This is a genomic window from Dialister succinatiphilus (assembly GCF_928721695.1).
GTDB lineage: Bacteria > Bacillota > Negativicutes > Veillonellales > Dialisteraceae > Dialister > Dialister succinatiphilus.
This window is the reverse complement of record NZ_OV788641.1, coordinates 2,004,644-2,019,008: the sequence shown is the minus strand read 5'-3', so window position 1 is coordinate 2,019,008 and position 14,365 is coordinate 2,004,644. Positions and strand designations below refer to the sequence as shown.

General features: G+C 48.0%; 15 protein-coding genes. All 15 read left to right on the top strand.

Translation table 11 applies throughout. The features are described from left to right. Positions 1-50: 50 nt before the first annotated feature. The 15 genes from murD to thrB all read left to right on the top strand — a co-directional run bounded on the left by murD (position 51) and on the right by thrB (position 14,192). Entirely contained in the window at positions 51-1,400 is a 1,350-nt protein-coding gene (murD, locus tag NW747_RS08530; RefSeq protein WP_273186826.1) for a UDP-N-acetylmuramoyl-L-alanine--D-glutamate ligase, read from the top strand. A gap of 11 nt (positions 1,401-1,411) precedes the next feature. Beyond that, a complete protein-coding gene (murG, locus tag NW747_RS08525; RefSeq protein ID WP_273095035.1) occupies positions 1,412-2,530 on the top strand; it encodes an undecaprenyldiphospho-muramoylpentapeptide beta-N-acetylglucosaminyltransferase in 1,119 nt (372 codons plus the stop codon). A 1-nt stretch (position 2,531) separates the two neighbouring features. Continuing rightward, positions 2,532-3,932, top strand: coding sequence for a UDP-N-acetylmuramate--L-alanine ligase (murC, locus tag NW747_RS08520; protein ID WP_273186824.1), 1,401 nt, complete (start codon positions 2,532-2,534; stop codon positions 3,930-3,932). Further along, a complete protein-coding gene (locus NW747_RS08515) occupies positions 3,922-4,857 on the top strand; it encodes a D-alanine--D-alanine ligase family protein (RefSeq protein ID WP_273186821.1) in 936 nt (311 codons plus the stop codon). The genes murC and NW747_RS08515 overlap by 11 nt, the downstream gene beginning before the upstream one ends. A 192-nt stretch (positions 4,858-5,049) precedes the next feature. Beyond that, on the top strand, positions 5,050-5,721 hold the full coding sequence (locus NW747_RS08510; RefSeq protein ID WP_273095030.1) for a cell division protein FtsQ/DivIB: 672 nt from the start codon (positions 5,050-5,052) through the stop codon (positions 5,719-5,721). 154 nt (positions 5,722-5,875) lie between these two features. Beyond that, positions 5,876-6,910 (top strand): cell division protein FtsZ, encoded by a 1,035-nt coding sequence (gene ftsZ / locus NW747_RS08505; protein ID WP_008859129.1) that lies wholly within the window; start codon positions 5,876-5,878, stop codon positions 6,908-6,910. Between the two features lie 212 nt (positions 6,911-7,122). Beyond that, positions 7,123-7,629: a transcriptional regulator NrdR gene (gene nrdR / locus NW747_RS08500; RefSeq protein ID WP_273095028.1), complete on the top strand. Its 507-nt coding sequence runs from the start codon at positions 7,123-7,125 to the stop codon at positions 7,627-7,629. Continuing rightward, positions 7,619-8,191, top strand: a complete 573-nt coding sequence (gene gmhA, locus NW747_RS08495) for a D-sedoheptulose 7-phosphate isomerase (protein ID WP_008859127.1) — start codon at positions 7,619-7,621, stop codon at positions 8,189-8,191. The genes nrdR and gmhA overlap by 11 nt, the downstream gene beginning before the upstream one ends. Next, positions 8,188-8,700: a D-glycero-alpha-D-manno-heptose-1,7-bisphosphate 7-phosphatase gene (locus NW747_RS08490; RefSeq protein ID WP_273095025.1), complete on the top strand. Its 513-nt coding sequence runs from the start codon at positions 8,188-8,190 to the stop codon at positions 8,698-8,700. The genes gmhA and NW747_RS08490 overlap by 4 nt, the downstream gene beginning before the upstream one ends. Position 8,701: 1 nt before the next feature. After that, the gene (locus NW747_RS08485) at positions 8,702-9,745 is read left to right on the top strand and encodes a glycosyltransferase family 9 protein (RefSeq protein ID WP_008859125.1); all 1,044 of its coding nucleotides are present in this window, start codon (positions 8,702-8,704) and stop codon (positions 9,743-9,745) included. Beyond that, positions 9,708-10,499 (top strand): TrmH family RNA methyltransferase, encoded by a 792-nt coding sequence (locus NW747_RS08480; protein ID WP_273186818.1) that lies wholly within the window; start codon positions 9,708-9,710, stop codon positions 10,497-10,499. Before NW747_RS08485 ends, NW747_RS08480 begins: the two co-directional genes overlap by 38 nt. A 106-nt stretch (positions 10,500-10,605) precedes the next feature. After that, positions 10,606-11,469: a ChbG/HpnK family deacetylase gene (locus NW747_RS08475; RefSeq protein ID WP_273186815.1), complete on the top strand. Its 864-nt coding sequence runs from the start codon at positions 10,606-10,608 to the stop codon at positions 11,467-11,469. 62 nt (positions 11,470-11,531) lie between these two features. After that, the gene (locus tag NW747_RS08470; RefSeq protein WP_273186814.1) at positions 11,532-11,984 is read left to right on the top strand and encodes an amino acid-binding protein; all 453 of its coding nucleotides are present in this window, start codon (positions 11,532-11,534) and stop codon (positions 11,982-11,984) included. Continuing rightward, positions 11,981-13,282 carry a homoserine dehydrogenase gene (locus NW747_RS08465; protein WP_008859121.1) on the top strand — a complete coding sequence of 434 codons (1,302 nt, stop codon included), beginning with the start codon at positions 11,981-11,983 and terminating at the stop codon, positions 13,280-13,282. The genes NW747_RS08470 and NW747_RS08465 overlap by 4 nt, the downstream gene beginning before the upstream one ends. Further along, the gene (thrB, locus tag NW747_RS08460; protein WP_008859120.1) at positions 13,269-14,192 is read left to right on the top strand and encodes a homoserine kinase; all 924 of its coding nucleotides are present in this window, start codon (positions 13,269-13,271) and stop codon (positions 14,190-14,192) included. The genes NW747_RS08465 and thrB overlap by 14 nt, the downstream gene beginning before the upstream one ends. Positions 14,193-14,365 lie beyond the last annotated feature (173 nt).

The window sequence follows — 14,365 nt, the reverse complement described above, 5'->3', positions numbered from 1 at the left end:
GAGGAGGCATGGATGCTTCCGCCAAAGACCGGTTCCACGGGAGGAAAATTATGAAAAGTGTATTGATTCTTGGCGCCGGTATCAGCGGACTGGGAGCTGCCCATGTCCTTCTGCGCCACGATGTGAAGGTACTGATTTCCGATTTAAAAGATTCTATTCATGATAAAAAGGAAAAAGAGGCACTCACTGCGCTGGGAGCTGTTTTCCGGTTTGGGCCGCAGTCCGTCGATCTTCTGGACGGGGTGGATACGGTGGTCGTTTCTCCGGTGATTCCAAGGGAAAATCCCATTGTATCTGAAGCTTTCAACCGTCATATTGACGTTATCAGCGAAGTGGAACTGGCTTATCGCGTCACAAAGGCGCCAATCCTTGCCATTACAGGCACCAACGGGAAAACCACTACCACTACTCTTCTGGGGAGTATGGTAAGCAGAAGCGGTAAACCTTTCGCCCTGGCAGGAAACCTTGGCATTTCTTTGAGCCGGGAAGCGGAACTGGTGCCTGCTGATGGTGTGATTGCGGCAGAAGTATCCAGCTTCCAGCTGGAATTTATTAAAACCTTCAAGCCCAGAGCTGCTGTGATTTTGAATATTACGCCGGACCATCTGGAACGGCATCATACCATGGAAGCCTATGTGGCAGCCAAAGCCCGGATTTTTGAAAATATGGACAATTCCGACTGCCTTCTGTTAAATGATGATGATGCCTATACCCCTGCCCTTAAAAAGAAGGCGGAAACCCACACCCATGTATGCCTTCTTTCCACATCCCATAAAGTGGAGGAAGGAGCCTTCCTGGACGGAGATACACTGGTCCTTCGCAGAAAGGGAAAGGAAATCCGTCTCTGTTCTGTGAAGGAATTGAAGCTGAAGGGCATGCAGAACTATGACGATGTGCTGGCTGCGTCCTTCCTGGCTTATGAAGGGGGCGTTCCGGTGGATGTGATCGTGTCTGCCATGAAGGATTTTTCGTCCCTTCCTAACCGGATTGAATATGTACGGACACTGCGTGATGTGGAATACTACAATGACTCTAAAGCCACCAATACGGATGCTGCCATTAAGGGTATGAGCGCTTTCAACAAGCCGGTTATCCTGATTGCCGGAGGCTACGATAAGGGAACGCCTTTGGAAGATTTCATGAAAGATGTCAAAAAGCATACAAAACATCTGATTCTTCTGGGAGCGGCAGCCGACCGTTTTGAAAAAGCGGCCAGAGCAGCCGGCGTGTCTTCCATTTACCGGGTATCTTCCATGAAAGAAGCAGTACTGAAGGGGCAGCAGCTGGCGGAAGCCGGGGATATCGTCATCCTCTCGCCGGCCTGCTCTTCCTTTGATATGTATCACAATATGGAAGAACGAGGCATGGATTTCAAGCGTATTGTTAAAAGTCTTACCTGATGGGAGCAGTCATGAAGCGAGTTATACTATCCGGCGGCGGCACAGGCGGTCATATTTACCCTGCCATTACCATTGCCAGAGAACTGTCAAAACTGGATGATGTGGAATTTCTTTTTGTAGGCACTCCTAATGGCATGGAATCAAGAATCATTCCGAAGGAAGGCTATAAATTTGCTTCCATTCCGGCCTATGGACTGAAACGGTCCTTTACACTGAAAAATCTTTCTATCCTTATGAAGACAGCAGGCAGTCTCTTCAAGGCCCGGTCCATTTTGAAGCATTTTCATCCCGATGTGGTGATCGGTACCGGGGGATACGTGTGCGGTCCTATCCTGATGGCGGCCGCCCTGTCCCATATTCCTACCCTCATTCAGGAGCAGAATGTGATTCCCGGGATTACTAATAAAATCCTTTCTCATGTAGTAGATACCATTGCATTGGGGTATGAGGATGCGAAAGTTCGTTTTCCCCGTCCCGAGAAATGTATATACACAGGAAATCCTATCCGTCCTGATATTATTGAAGCCAAACGGGAGGAGTCCCGAAGGGAGCTCGGTATTTCACCTGATACCTTCATGGTGCTTATCACCGGAGGAAGCCGCGGCGCCCGGTCGATTAACAACGCCATGGCCGGTGTTCATGCCTATTTTAAGAATGATGATCATCTCTGCCTTTACCATGTTACGGGCACTCTGGAATATGATAAAATAATAGAGAAAGTGCATGCGGATAAAGAAGGCAGGGTAGGAAAAGCAGGAAGGATTATCAAATATGAGTACCATATGCCAAGGGCTCTGGCAGCAGCGGATCTGATTATCTGCCGCGCCGGCGCCGTAAGCCTTGCAGAGCTGGCAGCCAGGGGCCTTCCGGCTATCCTGATTCCCTATCCCTATGCTGCAGAAGATCACCAGACTTTCAATGCCCGGGTTTTTGTGGCTGCCGGAGCAGCCAGGATGATTGTGGACAAATATCTGACCGATAAGGAGCTGATCCAGGATATTACCTACCTGAAGGATACGCCTGCTGCTCTGCACAGCATGTCAGACGCTTCCGCCGGGCTTGGAAGAATTCATGCCGGCAGGGATATTGCCCGTCTGGCTCTTGAACTGGCTGAAAAAGGGAGTAAATGAGATGAATTTAAAAGAATATACAAATTTTCATTTTATCGGTATCGGCGGCATGGGTATGCGTGCCCTTGCCGAAATCCTTCTGGAGAAAGGGTATTCCGTTTCAGGATCTGACATGGCTGATTCCCCGGTGCTTGAAAATTTCAGAAAGAGGGGAGCTTCCATCTTTATCGGTCATGATGCATCCCATGTGAAAGGGGAGGGATGCGTTGTCATTTCTTCCGCTATTTCTGAAAATAATCCGGAACTGATGGAAGCACGGAGAAAACAGATTCCTGTTTTCCACCGTTCTGATGTGCTGGCTGCCCTTCTTCTGGCAGGGAAGGGGATTTCTGTAGCCGGTGCTCATGGGAAATCCACCACCTCCGGCATGTTGGGACAGATTTTTTACGAAACTGCCATGGACCCGACCATCGTGCTGGGCGCCGCTGCTGATTATATCCACGGGAATTCCATCTGCGGCAAAGGAGAGTATGTCATCGCCGAAGCCGATGAAAGCGACGGCTCCTTTTTGAAATTTAAAAATTACATCACCGTAGTGACCAATATCGAAGATGACCATCTGGATCATTATGGCAGTGTGGAAAATATACGAAAAGCTTTTGCTGAATTTGTCAATCATATTTCTTATGATGACGGAGCTGCATTTCTCTGCCTGGACAGTGAAGGGGTCAGGGCCATTCTTCCTTCCGTTCACAAAAAGGTATTCACCTTTGGTCTGAATGAAAAGGCGGACCTTAGAGCGGTGAATCCAAGATATGAAAACCGCCTCCTCTGTTATGAAGCGGTGAAGGGAGGAAAGGTGCTGGGAACCGTGCGTCTCCAGGTGCCGGGTCTCCACAATGTGCGTGATTCCCTGGGGGCCCTTGCAGCTTCTCTGTACTGCGGGATTCCCTTTGAAAAAGCAGCGGCGGCCATTTCCCATTTCCATGGCGTCAAACGGCGCTTTGAAACGAAATTGAGGACGGAAGACCTTTGGATTGTGGATGATTATGCCCACCATCCCACGGAAATCAAGGCAACGCTGAAAGCGGCCAGAGAATCGGGAAATCACCGAATTCTCTGCGCTTTCCAGCCCCACCGCTATTCCCGGACCAAACTTTTGAAAGACGAATTCGCCGAAGCCTTTGATGATGCGGATGTTCTCTTCTTTACGGATATTTATGCAGCCAGTGAGGAAAAGATTCCCGGTGTCGATGGTCATCTCATCCCGGATGCCGTCAGGGCACGGCTTCCGCATAAGGATATCCGCTATGTGGATAAGCTGGAAGATGTGGCCGGTGCGCTTTATGACTCTATCCGTCCGGGAGATATGGTGATTACCATGGGTGCCGGCAGTATTACCGGTGTAAGCGAAAAACTGATTGCATTATTGAAAGAAAAGGGAATGCCAAGTGATAAATAAAGAAACCAAAGTAGTCGTTCTTATGGGCGGCCCATCGACGGAAGCAGAAGTTTCCAGGAATACAGGCACCGCCATTGCGGAAGCACTGGCATCTATCGGCTATCATGTGATTCCCATGGAATATGATCCCCATCATGTGGTAGAAAATCTCAAAGCCGCCGGAGCAGAAGTGGTATTTATTGCCCTTCATGGAAAATATGGTGAAGACGGTACCATCCAGAGCGTGCTGGAACTGGCCCGGATTCCCTATACCGGTTCCGGAGTCACTTCCTCTGCCATTACTATGGATAAAATCATGAGCAGCCATCTGTTCAAACAGGCCGGTCTGCCCATGGCTCATTCCCATCCCTATTTTTTGAAGGACGGAAAAGAGCAGGTGATTTCCGATATTCTTTCGGAATTTTCATTCCCCATGGTATTGAAACCGGCCTGCGAAGGTTCCACCATCGGCATTGAAATCGTAAAAAAGAAAGAAGACCTGAAAGCTGCGGTGGATCGGGTCTTTAAAGTGGAGGGACGCATACTGGCGGAAGATTACCTGGGTGGTCATGAATTCACGGTGTCCGTCATTGACGGCAAAGCCCTTCCTGTGATTGAAATCTGCCCCCATTCCGGGCAGTATGACTACCATTCCAAATATACCAAGGGCGCCACTGATTACATCGTACCGGCTCCCATTTCGCAAGAACTGGCCCTTTCCATGAGCCGCATTGCAGAAAAAGGCTACCGTATCTGCGAATGCAGCGGTGCCGTCCGTTTTGATTTCAAAACCGACAAAGAGGGACATCCATTTGTGCTGGAGGCCAATTCCATTCCAGGCATGACATCGACCAGTCTGGTGCCAAAGGCGGCAGCAGCCCAGGGGATTTCTTTCCCGAAACTCTGCGAAATGATATTGATGGAAGCAGGCCTTGATAAAGTCTGACAGGTCATAACTATGGATAATTTTAAAAGTTTTAATGATTTTCTGAAAGAGCAGCATGGCGGAAAAACGACCCCGTCGACCCAAGAGGTGCCGGTAGAACAGACACCGCCGCCTCCGCATCCGGCAAAAAAAAATCCCGGGAAGAGGCTTAAAAGGCCCCGGTTCAAAGGAAAGGCCTATGCAGCAGGAGGATTGGGAGTTCTTGCAGTGATTGGACTTTCTCTTTTCTTTCTTCCCATACCTCTTGGCTATATAGACCTTGAGGGGACAGAAGTGCTGACTACGGATGATGTGATTTTTGAAGGGCGAATTCGTCAGCCCGTGAATGTCCTCCAGATCAGCTCATCGGATCTGGAAAAAAGGCTTTCCAGAGATATACGGGTATCTACTGTTTCCGTGGGCCGCCGCTTTCCCTTTGTTCTTGAGGTGAATGTAACGGATCGGGTGCCTCTGGCCATTGTTCAGGATGAATTCGGCTATGTTTTTCTTGATAAAGATGGCGTAGTCATGGATTCGACCCAGTCCATCAAAAAAGTCAATGTTCCGCTCATTACAGGAAAGAGACTGGGAAACCTTCTCCTTGGCGATTCGATAGCCGGCGGTGAGATAGACCAGGCCCTGGATTTCCTGAACCATCTGTCTCCGGAAGGTCTTAAGGTATTTTCTGAAATCAACATCGGAAATCCGGAGGATATCAAGGCCTATACCAGGGACGGTATAACAGTGAAACTGGGAAATGGCAGTGACATGGCTGGTCAGGCCCGCCTGGCGGAAAACATGGTAGGCGATGTCAAGGCCAGAGGCCTTTCTGTGGAATATTTGGATGCCAATTTAGCCTCGCCTTTTATAAAGCTCAAAAAATAAACAAAAATCTTTCTTATTCTATTGATAAATGTAGCGAACTTGCGTAAAGTATTGTACAATGTAAGATATGATTGAGAAGAAGATGACTGCTAATATGAATAATGTAAAAACGAGTCAATCTCATGACGCAGAAGATCCTAAAGGAGGAGCGAACATGGAACAGTCTGAAATTGCTAAAATTAAAGTAATCGGTGTAGGCGGCGGCGGAAACAACGCTGTCAACCGTATGATTGATGAAGAAGTAAAGGGCGTTGAATTCATCGCTGTCAATACAGAACTTCAGGTGCTGAATAAATCTGAAGCGGAAACAAAAATTCAGATTGGTGAAAAACTGACCAAAGGTCTTGGTGCCGGAGCGAAACCGGAAGTAGGCGAACAGGCTGCGGAAGAATCCAGAGAGGATCTGACAAAAGCCTTAACCGGCGCTGACATGGTATTTGTGACCGCCGGCATGGGCGGCGGTACCGGTACCGGTGCTGCTCCTGTAGCAGCGCAGTGCGCCAGAGAACTGGGGGCTCTGACCATTGCCGTTGTCACAAAGCCTTTCAGCTTTGAAGGAAAAGTAAGAGCTAAGAATGCCGCTGAAGGCATTGAACGACTGAAGCAGAATGTAGATGCTATTCTGGTGGTACCAAATGATAAATTGATGAGCATTATTGACAAGAAAACCTCCATTAAAGATGCTTTCAAGACGGCCGATGATGTTCTCCGCCAGGGAATCCAGGGCATTTCCGATTTGATTACTGTACCGGGGATTATCAACCTGGACTTTGCCGATGTAAGAACCATTATGAGTGACCAGGGCGATGCCCTCATGGGTATTGGTATCGGCACCGGCGATAACCGTGCCAGCGATGCCGCAACTATGGCTATCAACAGCCCGCTCCTGGAAAGAAGCATTGAAGGTGCCAAAGGCATCATCATCAATATTACGGGCAATGAAGATCTGGGCCTCTTTGAAATCAATGAAGCTTCCCAGATTATTACGGAAGCTGCTGATCCGGATGCCAATATTATCTGGGGTACTTCTGTAGACCCGGATCTTGATAATGACACAGTGAAGATTACTGTTATTGCTACCGGTTTCGGCGACAAGAAGAAGTCTCCATCTCCCGCCGGCGGAAGCCGTTTCAGCAATGCTGTACGTCCGACACCGGGCATCGCGGTTCCTGAATTTCTGAGAAAGTAAAAATTTTCATCAGAGTTTTTACTTCCACAGTCCCGGGCTGGATTGATGCATGTGCATGGTACAGGAAAAGTCCGCCGAAGGGACAGTCGATACACAGAAAGCCACACCGCAGCTGCAGTGTGGCTTTTTCTTCCGATTTGGGAAGGGGAGGAATTATTTAAAGCAGGTGATTTCTTCCGTTTCCCGTTTCCATCTTTCCAAGGAGAACGATTATGAAATGCCCATATTGCAGCAGTCCTGATACGAAGGTTACTGATTCCCGGGATACCGATGACGGGGCTTCTATCCGCCGGAGGCGCCAGTGCCTTGCCTGTGGACGGCGCTTTACTACCTATGAAACGGTGGAGCAGGTCCCTATTCGCGTCATTAAGAAAAACGGCAGCCGTGAGCTTTTTGACCGCAATAAACTTCGCAGCGGCCTGATTCGTGCCTGCGAAAAGAGAAACATTTCTTCAGCCCAGATTGAGGAAATTGTAAAAAGGGTAGAAAAGAAAATCCGCAATGAGTTGAAGCATGAAGTTTCTTCTGTGGAAATCGGCAACCTGGTGATGAATGAATTAAAAAATCTGGATCAGGTGGCCTATGTCCGTTTTGCTTCTGTATATCGGGAATTCAAGGATATTGGAAGTTTTATGAGTGAATTGGAAACACTGATGAAAAACCATAAAGAAAAGACCGATTCTGTTTCTCCGGCAAAGGAAGATAAGAATGAACATTGAAACCATAGAGTCAATTTTTAACGATCATGAAAAAGTGCTGCAGAAAAGTAGAACTCTTTTTCCCGTGATTCTGGATATGGCGGACATCTGCCGCAGGGCTCTGGCAGAAGGCCATAAAATCCTGATTTGCGGCAACGGCGGAAGTGCTGCCGATGCCCAACATATAGCAGCTGAATTTGTGGGTCGTTTCCATAATGAAAGGGTATCCCTTCCCTCGATTGCACTGACCACGGATACCTCCATCCTGACGGCAGTAGCTAATGATTACAGTTACGACCGGGTATTTGCCCGGCAGGTCGAAGGACTTGGAAACAAAGGCGATGTCCTTTGGGGGATTTCTACCAGCGGCAATAGCAGAAATGTCAATGAAGCATTGAAAACAGCCCGTCAGAAGGGCCTTGTTACCATCGGCTCCACCGGTAAAACGGGAGGGGATATGGTATCACTCTGTGACAGAGTGCTGGTAGTGCCTGATGATGTGACTGCCAGAATTCAGGAAATCCATATGCTTTCTGCTCATATCATCTGCCAGCTGATTGATGATCTGGAATGGAAGCAATGAATAAAAAAGCGATTTTTTTTGACCGGGACGGCGTTCTCAATGAAGATGACGGCTATGTTCATTCCATGGATCAGCTCCGCTGGGTCAAGGGGGCCAGAGAAGCGGCAGGTCGTCTGACAAAGGAAGGATGGCTCCTTTTTGTAGTCACCAACCAGAGCGGAGTCGCCCGGGGTTATTATGGGGAAGAGGATGTAGTCCGCCTCCATCAGGCCATGAATGAGGAATTCGGGAAATACGGCGGCCGGATTACAGAATTTTTCTACTGCCCTCATCTTCCGGGAGCACCGGTGTCCCGTTATGACAAGGTGTGCAGCTGCAGGAAACCAGCGCCGGGCATGATTCTGAAAGCCCTGTCCAAGTATGGCCTTGACAGAAATCGATGCTTCCTTTTTGGCGACGGCGAACGAGATATAGAGGCAGCTCGGAGAGCAGGTATCCAGGGATTTTTATTTCCCGGTGGAAACCTGGATACCTTCATTCGGAAAGTACTGCCTCCCATAAAGGATTAAAATGAAAAAAGACTATAAGAATATTCTGATTATAAAAATGAGCTCTCTGGGAGATATCATTCATGCCCTGCCTTCTCTCTATGTGTTAAGGAAAGCCTATCCGAAATCCAGAATTACCTGGGCAGTCCATCCGTCCTTTGCAGGCATTCTTCCGGGAAAGCCATGGATTGATGAAATCTATCTGGTGGACAGGAAACGGATACGCCAGCTTTCATACCTGAGGGAGGTACACCATGATCTCAAGGCCCGTCATTTTGATCTGGTCATTGACCTGCAGATGATTGCAAAGAGCGGGATCATTTCCTTCCTTTCCGGCTGCAGCGAACGCATCGGCTATCAGGACGGGAGGGAAGGAAGTTTCCTTGCCAGCCGTCCTATTTCCGGCCCTCATAAAAAAGGCCACATTATCGAGCAGCTTCTGGATGTGATGCGCTACCTGGGCTGTGATGTTTCTGAAATCGAATTTCCTATTCATGATTATAAAAAAGAGCTTTCTCAGGTGAAGGACCTTCTCCAGAAAGAAGGGATCGTGGGTCCCTATGTGGTTCTTGTACCGGGAACCAGAGGAGAGCAGAAGAAGTGGCCCCTGTCTTATTGGGGAGAATTGGCCTCTTCGCTCTCAGAACGTGGGATTTATAACGTCATTTCCGGCACGGCAGGAGAAATGGATATGGGAAATCGGATCAAGGATATGTCTCCTTCTCCCTGCACGGTCAATCTGATGGGCAGGACTAACCTGCTTCAGCTGGCTGCCTTGGAAAGACTGGCTTCCCTTCATATCTCCAGCGATACAGGGCCTCTTCATATTGCCAATGCAGTGCATACGCCCCTGATTGCTCTCTTTGGACCCACACTGCCTGACAGGAGCGGTCCCTATGGCAATCCGGACAGCTATGTGATTATGGCCGATCATCCGGGTACAAAGGAATGCCGTATGGATACCATTCCTGTGGAAAAGGTATTGAAAAAGGCTTTGGATATATTGGAATCAGATATAGAGGATCATCATGGAACATATTACCAGCCGGAGCAACCGGTGGATTAAATGTGCTCTCCGTCTGAAGCAGAGAAAATGGAGAGATAAGGAAGGACTCTTTCTTTTGGAAGGCCTTCGCGGTACGACCGATGTGCTGAATCAGCAGGTACGGGACTGCATCTGCTTCATCGAGGATGGCCGTTTGGCTGATAACATGGTGGATGAGCTTGTGAGTCAGGGAGAAAGACTTCATTGGCATTTCCTTTCTGTGGATAAGGAAATGATGCACCTCCTTTCCGGCACGGAGCACGGTCAGGGGATTCTTCTTCTCTGCAGAAAGCAGCACCATGATCTTTCAGAACTTCTTCATCCTCTGAAGGGGTATTATGTAGTTCTTGACTCTGTGCAGGATCCCGGCAACATGGGTACCATTCTGCGTACCTGCGCCGCCGCCGGCGTGAAAGGTCTCATCCTGACAGAGGGCTGTACAGATATATATGCAGAAAAAGTGGTTCGTAGTTCCATGGGCAGTATTCTTCGTCTGCCAATTTATGAAGGGGCTTCCATTACTTTCTTAAAGGAATGGAAGCAGGTTTCCGGACTTCCGTTCTATGGGACAGCCTTACAGAATGCCAGGCCCTATAAGGAAACAGGTCCTGTCAGCCAGGCTGTTTTCTTCTTTGGGAATGAAGGAAATGGCATTCGTGAGGACATACTGTCCCTAACTGATGAAAACCTGTATATTCCGCTGCCTGGTCATGTAGAATCCTTAAATGTGTCCATTGCGGCAGCAGTCATACTGTTTCATTTCATTGAAGGATAAAGCAATTTCTGATAATCTGCTGTGGTGATACCACTGCTTTTCTGCTGCTGATGGGTCTGCAGCATATTTTGGGAAACAATCAAAGCACTTCTTCCAAGAGGTTATTATGGTAAAGAAATTAATTGTGAATGCTGATGATTTTGGAATACACGAAGCAGTGAACCGTGCTGTCCTTAGAGGCTTTGAATCTGGCATACTGACAAGTACATCCCTCATGGCTGGTGGAGATGCCTTCCAGGAGGCGGTGAAACTGGCGAGAGATATGAAGGGGATTGGAATCGGTATCCATCTGACTCTGGTAGGCGGTTTGAAAACCGTTCTGCCGCCGGAAGAAGTTCCTTCCCTGACCTGGGAAAACGGACGTCTCTGCAGCAATTATATGGAACTGATTCTGCGGGATATGAAAGGTCGTATCTCCATGGACGATGTATACCGCGAATGGGATGCCCAGATTCGAAAGATTCTGGACACCGGTCTGACCGTGACCCATATAGACGGTCACCAGCATATGCATATGTGGAACCATTTCTTTCCCATTACATTGACTCTTGCCAGGAAATATCACATTCCCTGTATGCGGGTGCCAGATGAAAAGGTCCTTTTTGGATTCAGCCCTGCACCGGGAGGTTTTTTCCGTTTTGCTTCGAAAAACGGCCTTTCTCTGATGGCCAGAAGCCATAGAAAAGCCTTAAGAAAAGCGGGAATCCGTACCAATGACCATTTCTGGGGTATGATGTACGGCGGGCATTTTTATGAAGACCGCATGATTTCCATTTTGGGCAGACTTGAAGAGGGCGTGACAGAATTCATGTGCCACCCATCGGCTGATACGGAAGCCATGGAAGCAGCATTCCATTGGGGCTATGAAGGAGAAGAAGAATTAAAGAGCTTGACTTCCATTCGAGTACGTAAACTCCTGGATGAAAAGAAGATACAGCTTATTTCCTATCAAGATTTACAGAGAAGCTGATGATTTCGGGCACTTCTCTTTATATTCAGGCACTGTCTATTGCAGGCTGAGGAGTGGCTTATATGAAAAAAGAACAACAATTTTATCTGGTGGATTTTTCAATCCTGCCGGAAGCAATCAAGAAGACCATTCGGGTCAAAGAATTATTGAAGGATGGTTCCTGTGCTTCTATCAATGAAGCGGTCCATAAAGTCAATATGAGCCGCAGCGCCTATTACAAATATAAAGACCATGTGGCATCGGCAGATGATGACAAAGGGGACCGGGTTGTAGTATTATTGATAATCATGCAGGATGATATGGCAGTGTTCGGAAGAATACTTCGGCGTATTGCCAGAGAAAAACAGGAAATCCTGTCTGTTAACCGGACAAAGATATCGGAGAAGCTGTATTCCGCTGTGATTACTCTAAAAACGAAAGAATCGGCCGATGATATTGAATCTTTGTATGAATCCTTGAAAGAAATGAAGGGAATCCAGTCGTTGACCATGAAATTAGGAGGAGAATTTAAATGAAAAATATTAATGTTGCACTCCTTGGATTTGGCACAGTAGGCAGCGGTGTAGCTGAAGCGATAAGAAAAAACAGCAGAATCATGGAAGATTCCATCGGCTGTCATTTCACCATCAGTCATGTGCTGGTTCGTCACCCGGAAAAATACAGGGATATGGATCTTCTGCAGGGGATTCATCTGACATCCTCCTTTGATGACATTATAGCGGATTCATCCATTGACATTATCATCGAGGTCATGGGAGGCATTCATCCGGCCAAGGAATATATTTTTGAAGCTTTGAATCATCATATCAATGTAGTCAGCGCCAACAAAGACCTGGTCGCCCTTTTTGGACCGGAAATCATGCATACTGCTATGGAAAATCATGTAAACTTCAGCTGCGAGGCCAGCGTAGGCGGCGGTATTCCTATTTTAAGGCCCCTCCATGATTCTCTGGCAGCCAATGAAATTGAAAGCATTGTAGGGATTGTAAATGGTACCACCAATTTCATCCTTTCCAATATGGATGACAGCGGTGTCAGCTATGGCGATGCTCTCCGGGTGGCCCAGAAGAAAGGGTATGCTGAAGCAGATCCCACCAATGACGTGGCAGGTTATGATGCTGCCCGGAAACTGGCCATTCTGGCATCCATCGGCTTTCATGCCAATGTCACTTTTGACGACGTGCTGGTGGAAGGTATTGAAAAGATTTCCCAGAATGATGTACAGTATGCCAGCGAAATGGGATATACCATCAAGCTTCTGGCCGTAGCCATCCGTCAGGAAAATGGGATTGCCCTCAATGTATATCCCGCCTTCGTGCCCAGAAGCCATCCGCTGGCCTCTGTCAAAGGGTCCTATAACGCAATTTATGTGACCGGAAACATTGTGGATGATGTCATGTTCTATGGCAAAGGGGCCGGCTCTCTCCCCACGGCCAGTGCCGTGATGGGGGATGTAATCAGTACAGCCAAGCATATTCTGAATCATTCCACCGGTACCGGTATGATGCTGACAGAAACGAAGCGGATTCCTTTCTACTCCTCCCTCAAGCTGGAAAACTCCTATTATTTCCGCCTCATCGTAGACGATGTGACCGGTGTACTTTCCCAGATTGCTTCCGCCTATGCCGATAACGACATCAGCATTAAGGAAGTGGTGCAGAAGAGCCGGATTGAGGATGCGGCAGAGCTTATGATTATTACAGAAAAAACACCCCGTGAAAATATCATCCACGTGGAAAAAGCACTGCAGGTGCTGCCCTGCATGCGTCAGGTAGCCAATGTTGTGAGGGTAATGGAAGATGACAGAAAATAAGACATACATCGTAAGAGTTCCGGCTACGACTGCCAACATAGGCAGTGGTTTTGATACCCTCGGCATGTCTCTTGGCCTCTATAATGTGGTACAGTTCGTGCCGGCAGAAGGAACTCCTCTGGTAGAAACAAAAATTGAAGCAGAAGGGGAGGGGGCTGGCCAGATTACCGAGGGCCTTGATAACATGATTATCAAAGCTATGGATGAAACGGCCAGAGAGGCGGGGAAAAGCATACCCGGTGGAAAAATGTACCTTATCAATCGCATTCCCTTTGCCAGGGGCCTGGGCTCCTCTTCCGCGGCCATTGCTTCCGGCGTGTTTCTGGCCAACATGCTTATGGGCGAGCCTTTTAACAGAAAGGAAATTCTTGATATAACCGCTGCCATGGAAGGGCATCCCGATAATGCAGCCCCTGCCATACTGGGAGGATTCTGCATGGCCCTTCTGAAAGATGGAAATGTAACAGCTGAGCGTATTGACATTCCCTCCCATTGGAAAGCCGTGGTCACCATTCCGGACTTTGAACTTCATACCGAAAAAGCCAGGGCCGTTTTACCGGACAGCTATCCACGGAGCGATGCCGTTCACAATATTGGCGCTGTTTCTTTCCTTATGGCTGCTTTCATGTATCAGAAACCGGAATATCTGAAACTGGGGCTTGATGATGTGATTCATGTGCCCTATAGGCTGAATCTTATACCCGGAGCCTCCGATGTGATTCGAAATGCGGAAAGGGCAGGAGCCTATGGCGCTACCATTTCTGGTTCCGGTCCCACCATTATTGCCTTTGCTCCGGCTGACCGGGCTGAAAAGGTAGGCATTGCCATGGTGAATGGCTTTGCAGCAGCCCATATCACATCACGGTACTTGGTCCTTGATTTTGATCACAACGGGATCATGGCAGTCTGATATCCAGACTTTTTCTACAGCCCAAACGGCCTTCCCGGCCGTTTTTTTCTTGATTCAAAAACCCGATACACCTCAAAAAAGGAAATTTTGCGGCCATTTATCGGGGACTCTATTGACGGGCGATAGTTAAATAGGTATACTTATACAGGTATTATCCCAAAGTATACTGTTTT